Source organism: Terrabacter sp. 01T434, from assembly GCF_056398545.1.
Map to the genome: position 1 here is coordinate 173,168 of NZ_JBFTPP010000008.1, position 19,911 is coordinate 193,078.

Below are 19,911 nucleotides of genomic sequence, written 5' to 3' on the forward strand. Positions count from 1 at the left end.
CAGGGCATACGCACGCAGGAGTCGGCTCAGACGACGCCGTAGAGGCGGTCGCCGGCGTCGCCGAGGCCGGGGACGATGTAGCCCTTCTCGTTGAGCTTCTCGTCGATGGTGCCGAGCACGACCTTGACCGGGATGTTGCTCTCGGAGAGCTCGTCCTCGAGGTGCTTGATGCCCTCGGGGGCCGCGAGGAGGCAGACGGCCGTGATGTCCCGCGCACCCTTGCTCGTCAGGTAGTCGATCGCCATGACGAGCGTGCCGCCGGTGGCCAGCATCGGGTCGAGGATGAAGACCTGCCGACCGGTGAGGTCGTCGGGCAGCCGGTTCGCGTAGGTCGAGACCTCGAGGGTCTCCTCGTTGCGGATCATCCCGAGGAAGCCGACCTCGGCGCTCGGCAGGAGCTTGACCATGCCGTCGAGCATGCCGAGCCCGGCGCGCAGGATCGGGACGATGATCGGCTTGGGGTTCGACAGCTTGATGCCGGTCGTCGGCGCGACCGGCGTCTCGATGTCGAACGGCTCGACGCGGACGTCGCGCGTGGCCTCGTAGGCGAGGAGCGTGACGAGCTCCTCGGCGAGGCGCCGGAAGGTGGGGCTGTCGGTCCGCTTGTCGCGCAGGTAGGTCAGCTTGTGCGCGATGAGCGGGTGATCTGCGACGTGGACGTCCATGGGTGGAAACTTAGCGCGTGGCGAAGAGATCCGAGACCCCCGGCAAGGGCTCCGTCCCCGGACCGGAGACGTATGCCGTCTGGCTGGGCCAGGCGCTCGACCTGGCCGCGGCGACAGCGGGGGCGCAGGACGTGCCGGTCGGTGCGCTCGTCGTCGACCCCGACGGTCACGTGGTCGGCCGTGGGCGCAACGTCCGCGAGGAGCGCGGCGACCCGACGGGGCACGCCGAGGTCGTCGCCCTGCGGGAGGCAGCGCAGATGCTCGGCTCGTGGCGGCTCGACGGCTGCACCCTCGTGGTGACGCTGGAACCGTGCGTCATGTGCGCCGGTGCGGCGATGGCGGCGCGGCTCGAGCGGATCGTGTTCGGCGCGTGGGACCCCAAGGCTGGGGCGTGCGGATCGGTGTGGGACCTGACCCGTGACCCACTGGCCACGCACCTCGTGGACGTCGTCGGGGGTGTCCGCGCCGAGGAGTCAGCGGCCCTCCTCGTCGATTTCTTCGAGGGCCGCAGGCTCCGGTAGGGTCTCTCCCGGTGGCGTGTCCGAGCGGCCTAAGGAGCACGCCTCGAAAGCGTGTGTGGGGGTAACTCCACCGTGGGTTCAAATCCCACCGCCACCGCCAGCCAGTGTGATCGGCGCAGGACCCGACTCGTTCGTGAGTCGGGTCCTTCGTCGTTCTCGGAGGCCTTCTCGATTTCGGCGCCACGGGCGTGTGCGGAGCCGGGGGTGGGTATGAGCGCGGCACATCCGTGCACATCCCTGCATCCCTGAGTTCCCACGCGATCGAGGCCGACCATGTCAGATGACCAGTACACCGAGCAGGACCCCACGACGCAGCACGACCAGCCCCGAACCGAGGGCGAGCAGATCGAGCACCCGGGGTTGACGGCCGCCATGGGCGACGAGCCGGACCACGGCGAGGACACCTACCGCGGCAGCGGACGGCTCGAGGGCCGCCGAGCGGTGATCACCGGCGGTGACTCGGGCATCGGACGCGCCGTGGCGATCGCCTTTGCCCGAGAGGGCGCGGACGTCCTCATCTCGGCCCTGGAGTCGGAGGCGGAGGACGCCGAGGAGACCGCGCGCCTGGTGCGCGAGGCCGGCCGCAAGGCCGTGCTGTGCCTGGGCGACCTCACCCGGGAGGAGCAGTGCGCGGAGGTCGTGGACCGGGCCGTGTCAGAGCTCGGTGGCATCGACATCCTCGTCAACAACGCGGCATACCAGATGTCGCAGCCGGGCGGCATCGCCGACGTGAGCACGGAGCAGTTCGACCGCGTCATGAAGACGAACCTCTACGCGATGTTCTGGCTGTGCAAGAAGGCACTGCCCCACCTGGAGGCGGGCGCCACGATCGTCAACACGTCGTCGATCCAGTCGCGTCAGCCGTCACCCGAGCTGCTCGACTACGCGACGACCAAGGCGGGCATCGTCGCCTTCACGCAGGGACTGGCGGCCCAGCTGGCGCAGCAGGGGATCCGGGTCAACGCCGTGGCGCCCGGGCCGATCTGGACCCCGCTGATCCCCGCCACCATGGACGAGGACAAGGTCGAGGGCTTCGGGGAACAGACGCCGATGGGGCGCGCCGGCCAGCCAGCCGAGCTCGCTTCGGCCTTCGTCTTCCTCGCATCGCCGGAGTCGAGCTACGTCACCGGCGAGGTGCTCGGTGTCACCGGGGGCCAGCCCCTCACCTGAGCCGCCTGACCTGCCGACCTCCTCGGCGGTGAGTCCGGTGCCCGCACTGGCAGGATGTGCGCCATGACCACGGACGTTCCCCTCAGTGTGCGCACCCCCTCACCCCTGGGCGAGTTCCTTCGTGCGCGCCGACACGAGCTCGCGCCCGAGGAGGTCGGCATCAAGCGGGCCAAGGGCCGGCGCCGGGTGGGCCTCAGCCGCACCGAGGTCGCCGAGCTCGCCAACATCTCCGTGGCGTACTACGACCTCATCGAGCGCGGCCGCGACCTGCGCCCGAGCAAGAGCGTCATCGACGGCCTCGCCCGCGCTCTCAAGCTCGACTCCGACGGGCGCTCGCACCTGCACGCGCTCGCGACCGGCACCCCGTCCCGGCGGCCGCAGGCACCCGAGGAGCTGACGGAGGAGCTCGAGGAGCTGCTCGACTCCATCGAGCCCAACCCGGCCTACGTCGTGGGCGCCCGGTGGGACGTCCTCGGGGCCAACCACACCGCCTGCCAGCTCTTCACGGACTGGGAGACCAAGCGGAGCAAGCGCGAGCGCAACCTGCTGTGGTTCTACTGCTGCGACCCCGCCGCGCGCAGCCTCTTCGTCGACTGGGAGCAGGAGGCGGCCGACCAGCTCGCGCTCTTCCGCGAGGCGTACGCCCGGCACCCGGACGACCCGGCGTTCAAGCGGATCCTCGACGAGATCTTCAAGTCGAACCCCGCGACGGTCGAGTGGTGGGAGCGCCACGACACCGACCCGACCCGCGGCCGCACCAAGCGGATCCGTCGCGACAACGGGCAGGTCATCCAGCTGCGTCAGCTCGTGCTCCAGGTGCTCGACGAGCCCGACATCCGGGTCATCAGCTACTTCGCCGACGTCGACGGCGACCTCGACGACATCGAGTTCGACGCGTAGTCAGCGGCGGCGCGTCCCGAAGAGGCTGCGGGTGATCTCGCGGCCGATGACCGTGCCGGCGGAGCGGAGCATCGACTTGAACGCCGTGCTGCCGGCGACCTGCTCGATGATGCTCGGCTCCTCCTTGGGGGCGCGCTTCGACGCGGACGCGGGAGCGGGGGCCGCCGGGGACGGCGCCGGGGAGGCGGCGGGCGCGGCCGGGGCCGCCTGGAGCCGGGCCGCGAGCTTCTCGTAGGCGGACTCGCGGTCGACGACGTCGGCATACTTCGCCTTGAGCTGCGACGCGCCGATGACGGCGTCCATCGTCGCTTGGGGCGAGGGGTCCATGAGCGAGTTCGGGGCCTTCATGCGCGTCCACGCGACCGGCGTCGGCACGCCCCGGTCGGACAGCACCGTGACGACCGCCTCGCCGATGCCGAGGCTCGTCAGGAGCTTCTCCATGTCGTATGCCGTGTGCGGGTAGGTCGCGATGGCCTGCTTGAGCGCCTTGGCGTCGTCGGGGGTGAAGGCCCGCAGGGCGTGCTGGACGCGGTTGCCGAGTTGGGCGAGCACACCGGCGGGGACGTCCTTGGGCGACTGCGTCACGAAGAAGACGCCGATGCCCTTCGAGCGGATGAGCCGGACCGTCTGCTCGATGGCCTGCAGGAACGCCTTGCTCGCGTCGTCGAAGAGCAGGTGGGCCTCGTCGAAGAAGAAGACGAGCTTCGGCTTGTCGAGGTCGCCCTCCTCGGGCAGGTCGTGGAAGAGGTCGGCGAGCATCCACATGAGGAACGTGGAGAAGAGCTGCGGGCGGTCCTGGACCTGGGGGAGCTCGAGGCAGGAGATCATCCCCCTGCCGTCGGCGGCCGTGCGCAGCAGGTCGCTAGTCTCGAACTCGGGCTCGCCGAAGAAGTCGCCGGCGCCCTGGTCCTCGAAGGTGATGAGGTTGCGCAGGATGACCCCGGCCGTCGCGCTCGAGAGGCCGCCGAGGTCCTTGAGGTCGGCCTTGCCCTCGTCGGAGGTCAGGTGGGTGATGACGGCGCGCAGGTCCTTGAGGTCGAGCAGGGCGAGGCCGTTCTTGTCGGCGTAGTGGAAGATCAGCCCCAGGCTGCTCTCCTGCGTGTCGTTGAGGCCGAGGACCTTGCTCAGCAGGGTCGGACCGAAGCTCGTGATCGTGGCGCGGATCGAGATGCCCTCGCCCTTGCCGCCGAGCGAGAAGAACTCGGTGGGGTATGCCGTCGCCGTCCACGGCATGCCGACGTCGGCTGCGCGGCTGGTGATCTTGTCGCCGCCCTCGCCGGGAGTCGCGAGGCCGGAGAGGTCGCCCTTCAGGTCGGCGAGGAAGACCGGGACGCCCTGGTCGGACAGCTGCTCGGCCATGAGCTGGAGCGTCTTCGTCTTGCCGGTGCCGGTCGCGCCGGCGACGAGGCCGTGGCGGTTGAGCACGCTCAGCGGGATCTGCACCGGCGCGTCGGCGTGGGCCTGCCCGTCCACCACGGCGGCACCCAGCCTGAGCACGGCACCGTCGAACGCGTAGCCGGCGCGGATCTCGTCGATCTGGGTGGTGTCGCCCGTTGCGCCCGTCTGAGGGGCTCCTGAGGCTGCGGTCTCGGTCACGCCTCGCACTCTAGCCTCGGGTGTTCACGTTCGATGTCTATGCTGTCCCGGTGATTTTCAAGGCCGTCGGCGACTCCCGCCCGTACCCCGACCATGGACTAGAGACGACCAAGGACTGGTCGAACGTCCCGCCACGGGTGGTGCAGCTCGGCGAGCTCATCACGACCAAGAGCACGCTCGACCTGCGCGGCCTTCTCGCGGACGACTCGACGTTCTACGGCGACCTCTTTCCCCACTGCGTCGAGTGGGAGGGCGAGCTCTACCTCGAGGACGGGCTGCACCGAGCTCTTCGCGCCGCGCTGCAGCAGAGACCTGTCCTTCACGCCCGAGTCCTCGTACTCTCCTGACACAGAGCCGCCCGGCCAGGGGGGCTGACGAACGAAGGAGCGTGGATGTCGGAGGTCGTTGACCAGGACGACCGCAGGTACCGGGTGCGACGTCAACGCCGATCGGCGATCGTCATCGTGGTCGTCCTGCTCGGCCTGGGCGGTGCGTTCTACTACGCGTCGACGTACTTCCGCGACACGGCCCCCAAGCCGACGCCGTGCACGACGGCGGCCCCGGTCGTGCCGCTCGAGCCGGCCGACGTGAGCCTCAACGTCTACAACTCGACGTCGCGCCGGGGGTTGGCCGCCGCGGTCGCCAAGACCGCGACCGAGCGTGGCTTCAAGGTCAAGGCGGTCGGCAACGACCCGCTGAAGGCGACCATCGCGCAGACCGCCCAGATCCGCTTCGGCTCCGAGGGAGCCGCGTCGGCGGAGCTGGTCAAGAGCCACGTGCCGCAGGCCGTTCTCGTCGACGACAAGCGCAAGGGCGACACCATCGACCTCGTCGTGGGCCAGGGCTGGAAGAGCTTCGGCAACGTCCCGGTCGTCCCCACCCCGACCCAGACGCTTCGCCAGTGCCCGACCGGGACGGCCCAGAACTGACCCGGACGTGACGATGCCGTCCGGCGCGGACCGCGCCGGACGGCATCCTCCCAGTTGGGGGTTCGGGGTCAGCCCACCGAGGTCGCGGCCTTGACGAACTCGTTCGTGTAGGTCTTGGCCAGGTCGATGCTCTTGCCCTGGACCTTCGGGTTGAACTCGCCTAGGACCGCGAGACACGTCTTGGGGCCGTCCTCCGGCATGAGGCCGGTCGGGTTGAAGATGCCCTTCTCGCTGTTGAGGGCCTTGACGTAGGCGTCCTTGCCGACGCCCTTGTAGTACGCCGCGGGCATCTTGTCGGCGATCGCCGCCCCGTCGTGCTGCTGGATCCAGGCGAGGGTCGAGACGTAGGCGTTGACGAGCTTCTGCACCGTCGCCTTGTTGCTGTTGACCCAGTCGGTCGGCATGTAGAGCGAGGTCGCCGGGTAGGTGCCGCCCAGTGCGGCCTTGGAGCCTTCGGCCGTGCGCATGTCGAGCAGGATGAAGGCCGTGCCGTCTGAAACTGCCTGCGAGACAGTGGGCTCCGTCGTCATGCCGCAGTCGATGGCCTTCTGCTTCATCGCGGCGATGAAGGTCTGACCGGCGCCGACGCCGCGACGGGTCTCCTGCGAGGGGTCCACGCCGTTCTTCTTGCTCAGGTACTGGGTCAGGAAGTCGGTCGAGGAGCCCGTGTCGGTGATGCCGAGCGAGCGGCCCTTGAAGTCGGCCGGGCTCTTGACGGCGCCCTTGAGGTCGCTGCGGCACAGCTCGACCTCACCGGGGATCTGGAGCATCGACACGACGGCCTCGGACGACTTGCCCTGCGCCTGGAGGGCGATGTTGTGGTCGTAGAAACCGCCGACGCCCTGCACCTGCCCGGCGAGCATGTTCTGCGTGGCGTCGCCGCCCGCGGGCTCGTCGACGAGGTTGACGTTGATCCCGGCCTTGGCGTAGTAGCCGAGCTGCTTGGCCAGCATGAAGGGCAGGTAGATCTGCTTGCTCATGCCGCCGACCATGATCGTCACGGTGGGTGCGCTCGCGTCGACCGTGGCGGCGCCGGCGCCGGCGGCCGTCGTGGAGCCCGACGCGTTGTTGGCACAGGCGGCCATCGTGGTGGCGGCGAGGAAGGCAGCGCCTGCTGCGCCGATGCGCTTGGTGTTCATGGGAACTCTCCTTTGAGTCTGTTGCGTGATGGGTGCGTGCTGAGGTGCTGAGGTGCTGGTGGGATGCGGGGGCTACTCGACGGCCGCACCTCCATGGGTCTGCGGGGGGCGCCACCGCAGCAGGCGCCGCTCGAGGACGGTGATGAGTGCCTCCGCCGTCAGGGCGATGACGGCGACGAGGACCATGCCGGCCAGCACCCCGTTCATGTCGAAGTTGTTCTGCGACGAGCGGATCAGCAGCCCGAGGCCCTGGTTGGCGCCGAGGATCTCGCCGACGAGGGCGCCGATGAGGGCGAAGCCGAAGCTGATGTGCAGGCTCGCCAGGATCCACGTGAAGGCGGAGGGGAGCACGACGTCGCGTGTCACCTGCCAGCGGGAGGCGCCGAGCAGGCGGGCGTTGGCGATGAGGTTGCGGTCGACCTCGCGGGCGCCCTGGAAGGCGTTGAAGAAGACGCCGAAGAAGACGAGGACGACGGCGAGGATGACCTTCGACTGGATGCCGAAGCCGAAGGCCACGGTGAAGATCGAGCCGAGGATGATGCGCGGGATCGAGTTCGCGGCCTTGAGGAACGGGGCGAAGAGCTCGGAGAGCACCCGGACGCGGCCGAGGGCGATGCCGCAGACGACGCCAAGGATCGAGCCGATGATGAAGCCGAGCACGGCCTCCTCGAGCGTGACGAGGATCTGGTCGGCGAGCGACCCCTGGCTCGTGCCGACGGTGAACCAGTCGACGAGGTCCGCCCACACACCCTTGGGCTCGCCCCAGAAGAAGGGGTCGACGATCTTGGCGTTGACGCAGAGCTGCCAGCCGACGAGCAGGACGACGACGATGCCGAGCCGCATGCCGGCCAGCACGACGCGGCGGCGGTTCGCGCGGGCACGGGTGGAGGTGCCGGTCATCGCCCGTTCGGGCGGGAACTGTGCGGCCAGGGCGGTGAGGGATCCGTCGCTCTGGGTGGGGGTGTCGATCATGACGCCACCTCCGCCACGCGCGTCGTGCGGGCGTACGCCTCGGCGACCTCGGCGCGCAGCGCCTCCCAGATCTGCTCGTAGAGGCGGGTGAAGCGCGGGTCGAAGCGGATCTCCTGGACGACCCGTGGTCGCGGCAGGTCGATCTCGAACTCGGCCTTGACCGTGCCGGGACCGGCGGTGATGACGACGACCTTGTCGGCGAGGGCGATGGCCTCCTCGAGGTCGTGCGTCACGAAGACGACGGCCGGCTTCGTCTGGTCCCACAGGTGCAGCAGCTCGGTCGACATGATGGACCGGGTCTGCACGTCGAGCGCGCTGAAGGGCTCGTCCATGAGCAGGACGCGCGGCTGGTTGATGAGGGACTGTGCGAGGGCGACCCGCTTGCGCATCCCGCCCGACAGCTGGTGGGGGTAGCGGTCCTCGAAGCCGCTGAGACCGACGCGGCGCAGCCAGTCCCGGGCCAGCTTGGCGGCCTCGGTCCGGCTCTGGCCGCGGTAGATCGGGCCCGCCGCGACGTTGTCGAGGACCGACCTCCACGGGAAGACGGCATCCTGCTGGAAGACGAAACCGGTGCCCGTGTCGATGCCCTGGACCGGCTCGCCGTGGACGAAGGCCTCACCGCGGGACGGGCGCTCCAGCCCCGAGATGAGGGTGAGCGTCGTGGACTTGCCGCAGCCGGTGGGCCCGACGACGGCGCAGAACTGCCCGTCCTCGACGGTCAGCGACAGGTCCTGGATCGCGGTGTAGGTCCCGCCGTCCGCCGTGGCGAACTTCTTGGTGACGTTGCGTAGCTCGATGGCCGCCATTGGCCCCGCCCTTTCTCCTCGTTGAGTTGCGTCACCGTAGGAGCGGGCCACGTCCGGCCGGAATGCTTGTGCTCGTTGCCGCCGATAGCCGCGATAGAGATGGTTTTGTGCAATCTGCTCAGCCATGCTTGGTGGCGACGCCGACGTCGGCGTCACCGGACCACGCGCCACGACGGGGCGGGGCGGGCAGGAGCGGAGGAGGCGTATGCCGCGACTGGGCAGGACGCTGGCCGCCCGGATCCTGCTGGCCGTGCTCGGGATCGTCGTGGTCACGCTCGCCGTCGGCTTCGCGCTCTTCGCGCGCCTGACGTCACAGACCGCCGATGCGCACGCCATCGAGCAGGCGAGCGGGATCGCGGTGACCCTCGGCCGGGTGCCGCAGGTCGCCCGGGAGGTCGTGGACGGCGACCCGTCCCACGTGCTGCCGGCCCTCGGGTCGCAGGTGCGGGCCTCGACGGGCGCCTCCTACGTCGTCATCATCGACCGCACGGGGCTGCGCTACTCCCATCCCAACCCGGCCCTCATCGGGCAGCGCATCGAGGAGCCCGTGGTGGCCCTCGACGGGCAGGTGCACACGGGCATCGACGAGGGGAGCCTCGGTCGCTCCGCCAACGCCCGCGCTCCCATCGTCGACGCCTCGGGGCGCACCGTGGGTGAGGTGTCCGTGGGAATCCTCGAGTCCGAGGTCGGGGTCCGGCTGACGGCAGAGGTGCTCGACATCGCCCTCTATGCGGCGGTCGCCCTCGCCCTCGGCGTCGCGGCCTCGCTCCTGCTCGCACGCGCCATCAAACGGGTGACGTTCGGTGTCGAGCCGGCCGAGATCGTCGCGCTGGTGCAGGAGCGCGAGGCGATGCTGCACGGCATACGGGAAGGCGTGCTGGCCGTCGACGCCAAGGGCGCCATCAACGTGCTCAACGACGAGGCGCGGCGCCTGCTCGGCATCGAGTCGATCGGGCTCGGTCAGCGCGTCGAGGACGTCGTCCCCGACGGCCGCTTGCGCAGGGTCATCACCGGGGAGGTCGGCGGCGTCGACGTCGTCGCGGTCACGGACGAGCACCTGCTCGTGCTCAACCGGATGCCGGTGCTCGTCGGCGGGCGCAACGCGGGCTGGGTCGTGACCATCCGCGACCGCACCGAGCTCGAGGCGCTGATGCGCCAGCTCGACTCGATGGAGGGGCTCTCGACGGCGCTGCGTGCGCAGGAGCACGAGTTCTCCAACCGCCTGCACGTGCTGTCAGTCCTGCTCGAGCTCGGCGAGGTCGACGAGGCCACCCGCTACAGCCGCGAGCTCCAGGCGGAGACGGCCCTCGTCAGCGAGGAGATCCGGGCCCGCGTCGGATCACCCGTCGTGGCGGCCCTGCTGCTCGCCAAGACCACCATCGCCGCGGAGCGGGACGTGGTCGTGCGTCTGGACCCGGCGAGCCGGCTCGAGGCGGGACACGACGAGCACCTCCCCCTCGTCTCGGTGCTCGGCAACCTCATCGACAACGCCGTCGACGCGGTGGCGGACGACCCCCGGACCGCGGGGACGCATCCCCGGGGCGAGGTGGTCGTCCTACTCACCTGCTCCGACGACACCCTCGTGCTGACCGTGACCGACACGGGGCCAGGAATCCCGGACGACCGGCTCGACGACGTCTTCCTCGACGGCTACTCGACGAAGCAGCCTCGAGGTGCCATGCGTCGAGGGGTGGGGCTCGCCCTCGTGCACCGGCTGGTCACCCGGGCCGGTGGCACGATCGGGGCGAGCTCTCCCGCCGGCGCACGCTTCGAGGTCCACCTACCGCTACGGGTCCGTCAAGGAGTGTCATGATCCGCGTCCTCGTCGTCGACGACGACTACCACGTCGCGCGCGCCCACGCCCTGAGCGTCGCCCGGGTGCCGGGCTTCTCGGTCGTCGGGGAGGCGCACACCGGCGCCGAGGCTCGTGAGCTGGTCGCGGCGACCGAGCCCGACCTGCTCCTGCTCGACATGTACCTGCCGGACTTCAGCGGGCTCGACCTCGTGCGGCAGATCGCCGCCTCCGGTGCGCAGGTGCCTGACTTCCTCCTCGTCACCGCGGCCCGCGACATCGACTCGGTGCGCACCGCGATGCAGCTGGGGGCCTTCTACTACCTCGTCAAACCCTTCAGCTTCGCCGCGCTGCGCGAGCAGCTCGAGGGCTATCGGGCCTGGGCCGAGCGCATCGACCGGGCGCCCGAGGCCGACCAGCACGTCGTCGACGTCCTCTACGGCCTCCGGGGCGCTCCGCCCCGGCGCGCCACGGCGACCCATGCGCTGCAGCCGACGATGGCGCGCGTTCTCGAGATCGTCACGGCGGCGCAGGCCCCGGTGGGGGCGGCAGAGGTCGCGGAGCTCCTCGGCGCGAGCCGCCCGACGGCGCAGCGCTACCTGGCCGGGCTCGTCAAGAAGCAGCTCCTCGACCTCGACCTCGCCTACGGCTCGACGGGACGCCCCGAGCACCGCTACGTGCCTCGCCGCGGCTGACCCCTGGCCCGGTAAAGGTCAGGACGTGTAGGGCACCCGCTGCCAGGAGAGCACGTGCTCGGCTCCCGGGCGGTTGACGGTGACCTCGAGGAAGTCCGTGTTGTTGCTCGAGCCGTCGACGGTGACGCGTGTCAGGTTGTCCGCGGAGCCCTGCACGCCGTAGAAGTCGAGCCACCGCGAACCGGCCGCCAGGGGCTTGTCGGAGTTGTAGACGTGGCTGTCACCGTTGAAGAGGTAGACCTCGCCGTCGAAGGCGTCCGACTGGGTGACGAGCTCGCGCACGAGCGGCTGGAAGGCCGAGTCGTCGGCCCACGTCACGGCATACGTCGGGTCGAACATGTCGGCCTGGAGGAAGAGCGCGACGGCTCGGTCGTGACGCTGACGCGCGCCGGCGAAGGCCGAGCGAACCTGTGCAACAGCGCTGTCCATGCGGGCTCGCTCCTCGTCGACCTGCTCCGGCGTCGGCGAGGTGTGGCCGAGCTCAGGCCAGGGGAGGAGCCCGTTGTTGCTGCCCACGACGTGGAGGGTCGCCAGGTCGACGCCCTGCCGGCGGAAGGAGACGTTCTCCGGGAAGCCGGCCGCGGCCTGCGACGCCACCGTCATGTCGGCGCCGAGCGTGTGGCCGGGCTGGGTGAAGAAGGTCGACCGGATGGCAGCGAGGCGCTCGAGCGGGTCGTAGGTGCCGTTGTTGGTGCGGTGGCAGTCGGTCCACTCGTTGTCGCCCGGGCTGTAGACGAGTGGCATCGTGAAGCGGTCGAACTGCGTGCGGATCATGCTGAAGTACTCGTTGGTGCACTGCGTCGAGCCGTTCTTGATGTCGCCGACGTGGATGGTGAACGACAGGTCCGGCGTCGCGTTGATCTGGTCGACCCACCGCGGGAGGGCCGCGACCTGGGCGTCACCGTAGGGCAGGTCGCCGATGACGGCGAACCGGTAGTGGCCGTCCTTGCCCTGGCCGGCCGCGTCGCCGGGCGATGCGGCGGCCGCTGCGGCGGAGAGGACGACGAGCGAGGCGGCGACGGCCGCGAGGGCTGGGGTGCGCGAAAGGTGCATGACAGCCGTTATGCCGCATGGCGCGCGGCCGCCACCACCACGAACGGGTGAACGTCAGGCGTCGAGCTGCACCAGGGTGGCGACCATGAGCGCCTTGATGGTGTGCATGCGGTTCTCGGCCTGGTCGAAGACCACCGACGCCTCTGACTCGAAGACGTCGTCGGTGACCTCGAGCTCCTTGAGCCCGAACTGCTCGTGCACGTCCATGCCGACCGCCGTCTCGAGGTCGTGGAAGGCAGGGAGGCAGTGCATGAACTTGACCCGCGGATTGCCCGTCAGCGCAAGGAGATCCGCGTTCACCTGGTACGGCGTGAGCAGCTCGATGCGCTCGGCCCACACCTCCTTGGGCTCGCCCATCGACACCCACACGTCGGTGTGGACGAAGTCGACACCGCGGACGCCCTCGGCCACGTCCTCGGTGAGCGTGACCCGCGCGTCGGTCTCGGCGGCATACCTCCTCGCGATGGCCACGACGGAGTCGGCGGGCCACAGCGACCGTGGCGCGACGATGCGCACGTCCATGCCCAGGATGGCGCCGGTGACGAGCAGCGAGTTGCCCATGTTGAAGCGGGCGTCGCCGACGTAGGCGTACGCGATCTGGTCGTCCGGCTTGCCGGCGTGCTCGCGCATCGTCAGCGCGTCACAGAGGGACTGCGTCGGGTGCCAGTCGTCGGTGAGGCCGTTCCACACCGGGACGCCCGCGAAGGCGCCGAGCGTCTCGATGACGCCGTGGCCCGAGCCGCGGTACTCGATTCCGTCGTAGAAGCGGCCGAGCACGCGGGCGGTGTCCTTGGCCGACTCCTTGTGGCCCATCTGCGAGCCGATCGGGTCGAGGTAGGTCGTGCTCGCGCCCTGGTCGGCCGCGGCCACCTCGAAGGCGCAGCGGGTGCGGGTCGAGGTCTTGGCGAAGAGCAGCGCGATGTTCTTGCCGGTCAGGCGTCGCTCCTCGCGGCCCTCCCGCTTGGCGGCCTTGAGCTCGGCGGCGAGGTCGAGCAGCGCCCGGAACTCGTCGGGCGTCAGGTCGATCTCCTTGAGCAGGTTGCGGCGGTGGAGTGCGGCGAGCGACATGGACGTGATGGTTTCAGGAGTCGTCGACGCGCGGCAATCCGGTCTCAGGTGCCCGGGCGTCGACGGAGCAGGCCGAGCCGCCAGCGGAGCTGCTCGACAAGGGCACGAGACTGGAGGGGCACGACCACGCGGGGCCCCTCGCCGACGCAGAAGACGACCTCGTCGAACCGGTGGATGCCGGGGCGGCGGGCCACGGTCTGGAAGGCGTCGCGGACCGCGCGCAGCTGCGCGACGGTCATGAAGGGCGACGGCTCGTCGGGCTGGTAGCGCGAGCCGAGCGGGTAGTCGCGGCCGGGGGTGCGCGTCATCTCGACGTGGCAGCCGAGCACGTGCTGGACGTCGCGCTGCTCGGCGAAGGCGACGAGCCGGTCGAGCGTCGCCAGAAGGGCGGTGGGGTCGTCGACGTAGATGCGACCGGGATAGACCGTGTCACCCGTGTGCAGCAGGCCGGTCATCGGGTCGTGGACCGCGATCGAGGCCTCGTGATGGCCGGGGATGCCGAAGACCTCGAGGGTGCGGCCGCCGAGATCGAGGGTGACGACCTCGGCGGGCCAGTCGGAGATCCCGAAGTAGGCGCGCACGGCGTCGGCGTCGTGACCGACGACCGTCGTGTGCGGACGATCGGTGAAGGCCGCGTCACCCGCGACGTGGTCGCCGTGTCCGTGCGTGTGCGCGACGACGAGGTCGTATGCGTCGGGCGGGGTGCGCGTGGACAGCCAGTCGGCGACGAGCCGGTCGACCGTCCCGCGCAGCGTCGTGCCGTCGACGGCGCCCGTGTCGAGCAGCAGGGCGCGGCGCTCGCCGAGGAGCAGCAGGATGAACGGCGCCTCGAAGGTGACGTCCTTGCTCTGTCGGATGAGGACGGTGCCTGGCGCGAGGGCGTGGACCTGCAGGGGTGGGTCGGTGAGCCGTCGGGGCGAGGGGGAGCCGTGGATCCAGCGGACGTCGGTGTCGAGAGGCACGAGGTCGGGGCGCGGCATGCGGGGCGAGTGTGCTCTGGTCCGCGTCGTCGCGCACGCCGATTTCATGTGCGGGGTGCGCCTCGGGTAGCCTGCCCGACGGAGGATTCGCATAGTGGCCTAGTGCGCACGATTGGAAATCGTGTTGGGATAAAACCCTCGGGGGTTCAAATCCCCCATCCTCCGCCACAGGACAGATGGCCCCGCCGCGCGCAGCGCAGCGGGGCCATCTGCGTCCGGCGTCCATCTCCCCCCTGGGCGGACGGCCCGAAAGGCGGGCGACGGATGTCGGTGCGGCGCGGCAGACTGCCCCGGTGAGCTCGACCAGCCCTGCCCCGACCCGACCGCGGCTGTCCTCGTTCTGGCACGACCTGCCGCGCGAGGGCAAGCTGCTCATCTCGACCGTCGTCTTCCAGTCGATCGGCACGGGCCTCGTCCTGCCGTTCATGGTCGTCTACCTCCACGAGGTGCGCGGGATCCCGCTCGAGACGGTGGGCCTGCTGCTGGCGCTCCAGGCCGGTGTCGGCATCGTGCTCGTCACGCCGGCGGGGGCGCTCATCGATCGCATCGGACCGCGTCGGGTCTATGCGAGCAGCCTCGTCGCGCTGCTCGTCGCCGACGTCCTCCTGGCGCTCGCGACGACGACCGGGCAGGCGGCCGTGGCGCTCGTGCTGATGGGCTACGGCTTCGGCATCGTGTGGCCGGCCTCGAGCGCGCTCATCGGCAACCTCATCCCGACCGAGCAGCGACAGCGCTACTTCGGGATCAACTTCACGCTGCTCAACCTCGGCATCGGCATCGGTGGCATCGTCGGTGGCCGTTTCGTGGACGTCTCGCGGCCGGGCACCTTCGTGACGATCTACCTCCTCGACGCCCTCAGCTACGTGCCGGGGCTGTTCATCCTGCTCGTCGCGCTGCGCCATGCCCGCGACCGGGTGGAGCGGCCTGCCGACGCGGGATCCGGAAAGGTCTCCTACCTGACGCTGCTGAGCGACCCCCAGCTGCGGGCGCTGCTGCTCCTCGTCGCGGTCGCGGCCCTCGTCAGCTACCCCCAGCTCAACGCCGGGATGCCGGCCTACGCGCGAGCCGAGGGGCAGATCTCGACCGAGGGGCTGGGTTATGCCTTCGCTGCCAACACCGTCGTCATCGTCGTCCTGCAGCTCTTCGTGCTGCAGCGCATCGAGGGCAAGCGCCGCACGCGCGTCACCGTCGTCATGGCCTTCACGTGGATGGTGGCGTGGTCCCTGCTCGGGGCGACGTCCCTCGTGCCGGGCACGGTGACGGCGACGGTCCTGCTCGCCGCGTGCGCCGGGGTCTTCGGTCTCGGCGAGACGATGCTCCAACCGACGAGCGCCGCGATGGTCAACGACCTCGCGCCCGACCACCTGCGCGGACGTTACAACGCGCTCAGCTCGCTGATGTTCTCGGTGGCCTTCGTCGTCGGACCGGTCGTCTCGAGCGTCCTCGTCGGTCGCGACCTGGGCCTCGTCTACGTCGGCTTCCTCGTCGGCGGCTGCGTGGTGCTCGCCGTCATCGCGCTCGTCGTGGAGCGGCACCTGCCGCCGCACGTCAACGGCGTGCACGAGGCGGAACCGGTCGCCGTTGCCGGGTCGGCCACGGCGGACAGGGCGATTTCCGGCTGACGTCGGCTGCGGCATACACTGGCCGTCGGCACCCCGCGTGGTGGTACCTCTCCGAACTCCCCCAGGGCAGGAATGCAGCAAGGGTAGGAGAGCTCTTCCAGGTACGCGGGGTGTCTTCTTTTCTGCGGTCGCCTGCGGTGGTCGCTCAGCGCGGGGGAGCGGTGGTCGTGCCGACCCGGAGCTCGACGGGCTGGGTGACGCTGCGGGGTCTCGTGCCGTCGAGCCGTCTGCGCACGAGCGTGCCGAGGATGCGGCCCTTCTCGCGGCCGTGCTGGTCCATCGTCGTCAGCCGGTGGGGGAGCCACGGCAGGTCGACGCCGTCGAAGCCGGTGACGCTGAGGTCCTCCGGGACGCGTAGGCCGAGCTCCTCGGCGGCGTGGATGACGCCGGCGGCAATGACGTCGGACTGGGCGACGACGGCGGTGGGCCGGGTGCGCTCAGGCACGTCGAGCAGGGCGCGACCTGCGATCGAGCCGCCCTCGAACGACGACCCGTCGCTGGTCTGGACCGCCGGGGCGTCCGGCCCGAAGACGTCGCGGAAGCCGAGCAGGCGACCGACGCTCGGGACGTGCGCCTCGTCGACCTGCACCTCGTCGTCGGGCACGGGACCAGCCCCACTCGTCGGCAGCATCGGCATGGCGACGTGGGCCACCCGGCGGTGACCGAGTGCGTGGACGTGCTCGGCGATGGCGCGCCCGGCCGCACGCTCGTCGATGCGCACCTGGGTAATCCGGCGGTCGCTCGGCACGCCAGTGCTGAACATCGGTATGCCGCGGGCGGCGAGGTGCTCGACCGCAGGGTTCTCGCCTGGGCCGCAGAGCGAGAAGACGACGGCGTCGAGGGCGAGCGGCGCGAGCTGCGGCACGACGGACTCGCCGTCGTCGCGGGGCTGCCCGATGAGCAGCATGCCGGTGGGGACCGCCTCGAGCACCTCGGCCAGGCCGTCGAGCACGGCGATGGCGAACGGGTCACGGAACGCCATGCGCAGACGGCCCTCGACGAGGACGCCGATCGCGCCCGATCTTCCCTGGCGCAGCGACGCGGCGAGCGGGTTGGGCCCGGTGAAGCCGAGCTCTGCGGCGGCTGCCCTGACGCGCTCGCCGGTCGCCTCGGCGACGGGGCCCTTGCCGCTGAACACGAGGGAGGCCGTCGACACCGACACGCCGGCGCGCTCGGCCACATCGCGGAGCGTCGGGCGGGCTTGACCTCGGGCAACCATGGGAGGCATGCTATCGAAACGTTTCGAGTCGAATCGATTCGAACGTCTCGCACCCCACCATCGATCGACCGTCGACTGCCGACGAGGTGGCCGGCCGCACGGGAAGCGTGCCGCTCGCCACTGCTCGGGCCGCCGTCCCCCTGAGAGGCTTGTTCCATGTCCGTCGCCAGCGCTCCGCCGGCCACCTCCGTCCGAGTGGCCCGCACCGCCGTCTTCGCGGCCTTCGCCATCAACGGGGCAGCCTTCGCGGCGTTCGCCTCGCGGGTGCCAGACATCAAGCACGCGCTCGGGCTGTCAGCGGGAGCTCTCGGGCTGACCCTGCTGGCGGCGTCCCTCGGCTCCGTCATCGGGCTGCCGCTGTCGGGCTGGATCGTCCACCACCTCGGCGCCGCCCGCACCCTGATGGGCGCCGCGATCATCCAGAGCGTCGGCCTCGTCGGGGTGGGGATCGGCGTCGACGTCGCGGACAACCGGGCGGTCGTGATGGGCGGTCTCCTCTTCGTCGGCTTCGGCAGCGGCGTGTTCGACGTGGGGATGAACCTCGAAGGCGCCGAGGTCGAGCGCTTCCTCGGCCGCGCGATCATGCCGCACTTCCATGCCTCCTTCAGCGCCGGCACCGTCGTCAGCGCGCTCATCGGAGCCGGCCTGTCGTTCCTGCACGTGCCCGTCGCCGCGCACCTCGTCGGCGTCGTCGTGCTGCTCCTGCTCGTGACCCCCTGGTTCCTGCGCGCCTTCCTGCCCCGGTCGGTGGAGACAGACGAGACCGGCGCGGAGGTGCGCTCGGGAGCCGGTATCGGCGCCGCCTGGCTCGAGCCGCGCACGCTGCTCATCGGCCTCGTCGTCCTCGCGGCCGCCTTCACCGAGGGCACGGCCAACGACTGGGTCGGGGTCGCGCTCTCGGACGGCTACGGCCTCGAGCGCTGGGTCGGCGTCGTGGGTTTCGCGGTCTTCCTGACCGCGATGACCGCCGGTCGCCTGCTCGGCACACGCGTCCTCGACCGGCGCGGCCGGGTGCCGGTGCTCCGGGTCCTGTTCGTCTCCGCCGTCGTCGGCTGCCTGCTCGTCGTCTTCGGCGGACCGGTGCTCGCCTTCGTCGGTGCAGCGATCTGGGGTGTCGGTGCGAGCCTCGGCTTCCCGGTGGGGATGAGCGCCGCCGCCGACGACCCGAGGCGCGCCGCGGCCCGGATGAGCGTCGTCTCGACGATCGGCTACACCGCGTTCCTTGCCGGCCCGCCGCTGCTCGGCTTCCTCGGTGACCACGTCGGCGTGCTTCACTCGCTGCTCGTCGTCGGCGCAATGGCCGTCGTCGCCCTCGTGGCCATCCCTGCCGTCCGCGAGCCCGAGCGCGCCAAAACCCCCAGCGCCAAAACCCCCAGCGCCCACACCCCCTGACCCGCTGTCCTGATCGAAAGAGCGATCCGTCCCCCCACCGATCGAAAGAGCGATCCGTCCGAACGGACGGATCGCTCTTTCGATCAGTGGGCTGGGGGGCGGTGCGCGGTGGGGTGGGGAGGTCGGTGGGGCTCAGAAGTACTCGGTGATGAAGGGCTGACCCGCGAAGACGGCGTCGAGGGCCGCGTCACCCTCGGGGGTGCCGCCCGTGGCGAGTCCGGCTTGGCGCAGGCGCGACACGGACCATCCGCACCACAGCGCAGACAGTCCCCGCGCCTCGACCCGGAGCACGCTCCCGCCGTGCCCGCCGTGCCCGCCGTGCCCGCCGTGCCCGCCGTGCCCGCCGCGCCCGCCGTCGGCGCGGGTGGCCGTGCCGACGCCTGCTGACACCGCCAGCGTCCACCGGCCGGAGTTCGCCGGGGCGTCGGCGTCCTCGACGAGGAGGTCCACCTCGACCGACGTGTGCGGACCGAAGCCACGGCCATCGAACGCGGCACCGAGGTCCACGACCCGCCCCATCCACGGGATCTGTCGCACCTCCGTGGCCGGCAGCCCGCCGAGCCCGAGCGTGACCGGGTCCCGTGGGTCGAGGTAGGTATGCACCGTCGGCGTGGCCGACGACCCCGACCCGACGACACCCCACAGGGTTCCGGTGGCCTCCGGGGTCGTCGCGACGAGGTGCTCCACCGTGACGGCCTGCTCGGACAGGTCGTAGAGGACGAAGCCACCGTCGACGGCGTACGCGATGAGCTCGTCCCGCTCGAGCGTCCCCTCGAGCGCCGCGACCGACGGCACCATCGGTCCGCTGACGCCGTGCCGAGCACTTGCCGCACGGGCGAGGTCGTGCATCCACTGGGCGTCGGCGCGGGTCGCCGGCCGGAGTCCGCCCGGCCCGCCCCGCCCCGTGCGGGAGGTGCCGAGGTCGCGGAGGAGGTGGGCGGCATACGTGGTCCGTGTCTGCACGCCGCCGATCTCGTAGCCGGACCGCCGGTACAGGGTGGCCGTCGTCGGGAAGAGGCAGGACACGACGTCGCCGAGCTCGCCCATCCGGGTGATCAGGGCGCGGGTCAGGGTCGTCGCGACGCCTCGGCCGCGGGCGCTCGGCTCGACGTAGACCCCGGCGACGCCGCCCATCCGCAGGTGTCGTCCGCCCCAGGCCTGCTCGTAGGGCCGGATGCGCCCCGCGCCGAGGACGGCGCCGGACTCGTCGACCACGGCGATCATCCGACCGCCCAGGGTCTCGGCCGAGACCCGTTGCCACCAGGCGTCACCCCCGGTGCCGAGCGGTCCGAAGGACCGGTTGCGGATCGCCAGGACGGCGGGGAGGTCGGCGTCGACGACATCGCGCGTGCGCAGCTCGCTCATGCGCCGAACCTAACGACTGGCCGAGGC

The 19,911-nt window shown here is 70.8% G+C and carries 19 protein-coding genes, 2 tRNA genes and 1 other RNA gene; 12 read left to right on the forward strand and 10 right to left on the reverse strand.

Features of this window, described 5'->3' with window-relative positions; genetic code table 11:
- Positions 1 to 26: 26 nt before the first annotated feature.
- Entirely contained in the window at positions 27 to 665 is a 639-nt protein-coding gene (gene upp / locus AC1DIW_RS17275) for a uracil phosphoribosyltransferase (RefSeq protein ID WP_442279355.1), read from the reverse strand.
- 17 nt (positions 666 to 682) lie between these two features.
- Here upp and AC1DIW_RS17280 point away from each other — a divergent pair, with 17 nt between their 5' ends.
- The 4 genes from AC1DIW_RS17280 to AC1DIW_RS17295 all read left to right on the forward strand — a co-directional run bounded on the left by AC1DIW_RS17280 (position 683) and on the right by AC1DIW_RS17295 (position 3,256).
- Positions 683 to 1,186, forward strand: coding sequence for a nucleoside deaminase (locus tag AC1DIW_RS17280; protein ID WP_478109715.1), 504 nt, complete (start codon positions 683 to 685; stop codon positions 1,184 to 1,186).
- Between the two features lie 10 nt (positions 1,187 to 1,196).
- Positions 1,197 to 1,286, forward strand: a tRNA-Ser gene (locus tag AC1DIW_RS17285).
- Between the two features lie 173 nt (positions 1,287 to 1,459).
- Positions 1,460 to 2,356, forward strand: coding sequence for an SDR family oxidoreductase (locus tag AC1DIW_RS17290; RefSeq protein WP_478109717.1), 897 nt, complete (start codon positions 1,460 to 1,462; stop codon positions 2,354 to 2,356).
- 63 nt (positions 2,357 to 2,419) lie between these two features.
- Positions 2,420 to 3,256 (forward strand): helix-turn-helix transcriptional regulator, encoded by an 837-nt coding sequence (locus AC1DIW_RS17295; RefSeq protein ID WP_442279352.1) that lies wholly within the window; start codon positions 2,420 to 2,422, stop codon positions 3,254 to 3,256.
- Here the strand turns inward: AC1DIW_RS17295 and AC1DIW_RS17300 are convergent, their stop codons facing one another.
- Positions 3,257 to 4,852 carry a helicase HerA-like domain-containing protein gene (locus AC1DIW_RS17300; protein WP_478109718.1) on the reverse strand — a complete coding sequence of 532 codons (1,596 nt, stop codon included), beginning with the start codon at positions 4,850 to 4,852 and terminating at the stop codon, positions 3,257 to 3,259.
- A gap of 50 nt (positions 4,853 to 4,902) precedes the next feature.
- On the opposite strand from AC1DIW_RS17300, the gene AC1DIW_RS17305 reads away from it, so the two are divergent.
- Positions 4,903 to 5,199 (forward strand): type II toxin-antitoxin system VapB family antitoxin, encoded by a 297-nt coding sequence (locus AC1DIW_RS17305; RefSeq protein ID WP_020145941.1) that lies wholly within the window; start codon positions 4,903 to 4,905, stop codon positions 5,197 to 5,199.
- Positions 5,200 to 5,244: 45 nt separating this feature from the next.
- Complete coding sequence (locus tag AC1DIW_RS17310) at positions 5,245 to 5,781, forward strand: LytR C-terminal domain-containing protein (protein WP_478109720.1); 537 nt, start codon at positions 5,245 to 5,247, stop codon at positions 5,779 to 5,781.
- 68 nt (positions 5,782 to 5,849) lie between these two features.
- On the opposite strand, the gene AC1DIW_RS17315 is transcribed toward AC1DIW_RS17310, so the two are convergent.
- The 3 genes from AC1DIW_RS17315 to AC1DIW_RS17325 form a co-directional block, all read right to left on the reverse strand.
- Positions 5,850 to 6,920: an ABC transporter substrate-binding protein gene (locus tag AC1DIW_RS17315; RefSeq protein ID WP_478109722.1), complete on the reverse strand. Its 1,071-nt coding sequence runs from the start codon at positions 6,918 to 6,920 to the stop codon at positions 5,850 to 5,852.
- 72 nt (positions 6,921 to 6,992) lie between these two features.
- Positions 6,993 to 7,892: an ABC transporter permease gene (locus AC1DIW_RS17320; protein ID WP_442279348.1), complete on the reverse strand. Its 900-nt coding sequence runs from the start codon at positions 7,890 to 7,892 to the stop codon at positions 6,993 to 6,995.
- Positions 7,889 to 8,698, reverse strand: coding sequence for an ABC transporter ATP-binding protein (locus tag AC1DIW_RS17325; RefSeq protein WP_442279347.1), 810 nt, complete (start codon positions 8,696 to 8,698; stop codon positions 7,889 to 7,891). The genes AC1DIW_RS17320 and AC1DIW_RS17325 overlap by 4 nt, the downstream gene beginning before the upstream one ends.
- A gap of 205 nt (positions 8,699 to 8,903) precedes the next feature.
- On the opposite strand from AC1DIW_RS17325, the gene AC1DIW_RS17330 reads away from it, so the two are divergent.
- Positions 8,904 to 10,511: an ATP-binding protein gene (locus tag AC1DIW_RS17330; RefSeq protein WP_478109724.1), complete on the forward strand. Its 1,608-nt coding sequence runs from the start codon at positions 8,904 to 8,906 to the stop codon at positions 10,509 to 10,511.
- Positions 10,508 to 11,185, forward strand: a complete 678-nt coding sequence (locus AC1DIW_RS17335) for a response regulator (protein WP_442279345.1) — start codon at positions 10,508 to 10,510, stop codon at positions 11,183 to 11,185. The genes AC1DIW_RS17330 and AC1DIW_RS17335 overlap by 4 nt, the downstream gene beginning before the upstream one ends.
- An 18-nt stretch (positions 11,186 to 11,203) precedes the next feature.
- On the opposite strand, the gene AC1DIW_RS17340 is transcribed toward AC1DIW_RS17335, so the two are convergent.
- From AC1DIW_RS17340 to AC1DIW_RS17350, 3 genes are read right to left on the reverse strand one after another with little or no spacing between them, the layout of a single operon-like run.
- A complete protein-coding gene (locus tag AC1DIW_RS17340) occupies positions 11,204 to 12,238 on the reverse strand; it encodes a metallophosphoesterase (protein ID WP_478109726.1) in 1,035 nt (344 codons plus the stop codon).
- 54 nt (positions 12,239 to 12,292) lie between these two features.
- Positions 12,293 to 13,306 carry an ornithine carbamoyltransferase gene (gene argF / locus AC1DIW_RS17345; RefSeq protein WP_478109728.1) on the reverse strand — a complete coding sequence of 338 codons (1,014 nt, stop codon included), beginning with the start codon at positions 13,304 to 13,306 and terminating at the stop codon, positions 12,293 to 12,295.
- Positions 13,307 to 13,350: 44 nt separating this feature from the next.
- A complete protein-coding gene (locus AC1DIW_RS17350; protein WP_478109730.1) occupies positions 13,351 to 14,286 on the reverse strand; it encodes an MBL fold metallo-hydrolase in 936 nt (311 codons plus the stop codon).
- An 80-nt stretch (positions 14,287 to 14,366) separates the two neighbouring features.
- Here AC1DIW_RS17350 and AC1DIW_RS17355 point away from each other — a divergent pair.
- The 3 genes from AC1DIW_RS17355 (at position 14,367) to ffs (ending at position 16,029) form a co-directional block, all read left to right on the forward strand.
- A tRNA-Ser gene (locus tag AC1DIW_RS17355) sits at positions 14,367 to 14,454 on the forward strand.
- 125 nt (positions 14,455 to 14,579) lie between these two features.
- Positions 14,580 to 15,908 carry an MFS transporter gene (locus AC1DIW_RS17360; protein ID WP_478109732.1) on the forward strand — a complete coding sequence of 443 codons (1,329 nt, stop codon included), beginning with the start codon at positions 14,580 to 14,582 and terminating at the stop codon, positions 15,906 to 15,908.
- Positions 15,909 to 15,932: 24 nt separating this feature from the next.
- Positions 15,933 to 16,029, forward strand: an RNA gene (gene ffs / locus AC1DIW_RS17365) — signal recognition particle sRNA small type.
- Positions 16,030 to 16,053: 24 nt separating this feature from the next.
- Here the strand turns inward: ffs and AC1DIW_RS17370 are convergent.
- A complete protein-coding gene (locus AC1DIW_RS17370) occupies positions 16,054 to 17,127 on the reverse strand; it encodes a LacI family DNA-binding transcriptional regulator (RefSeq protein WP_442279340.1) in 1,074 nt (357 codons plus the stop codon).
- 156 nt (positions 17,128 to 17,283) lie between these two features.
- On the opposite strand from AC1DIW_RS17370, the gene AC1DIW_RS17375 reads away from it, so the two are divergent.
- The gene (locus AC1DIW_RS17375) at positions 17,284 to 18,519 is read left to right on the forward strand and encodes an MFS transporter (RefSeq protein ID WP_478109734.1); all 1,236 of its coding nucleotides are present in this window, start codon (positions 17,284 to 17,286) and stop codon (positions 18,517 to 18,519) included.
- Between the two features lie 132 nt (positions 18,520 to 18,651).
- Here the strand turns inward: AC1DIW_RS17375 and AC1DIW_RS17380 are convergent, their stop codons facing one another.
- Positions 18,652 to 19,884: a GNAT family N-acetyltransferase gene (locus AC1DIW_RS17380; protein ID WP_478109736.1), complete on the reverse strand. Its 1,233-nt coding sequence runs from the start codon at positions 19,882 to 19,884 to the stop codon at positions 18,652 to 18,654.
- Positions 19,885 to 19,911: the final 27 nt, after the last annotated feature.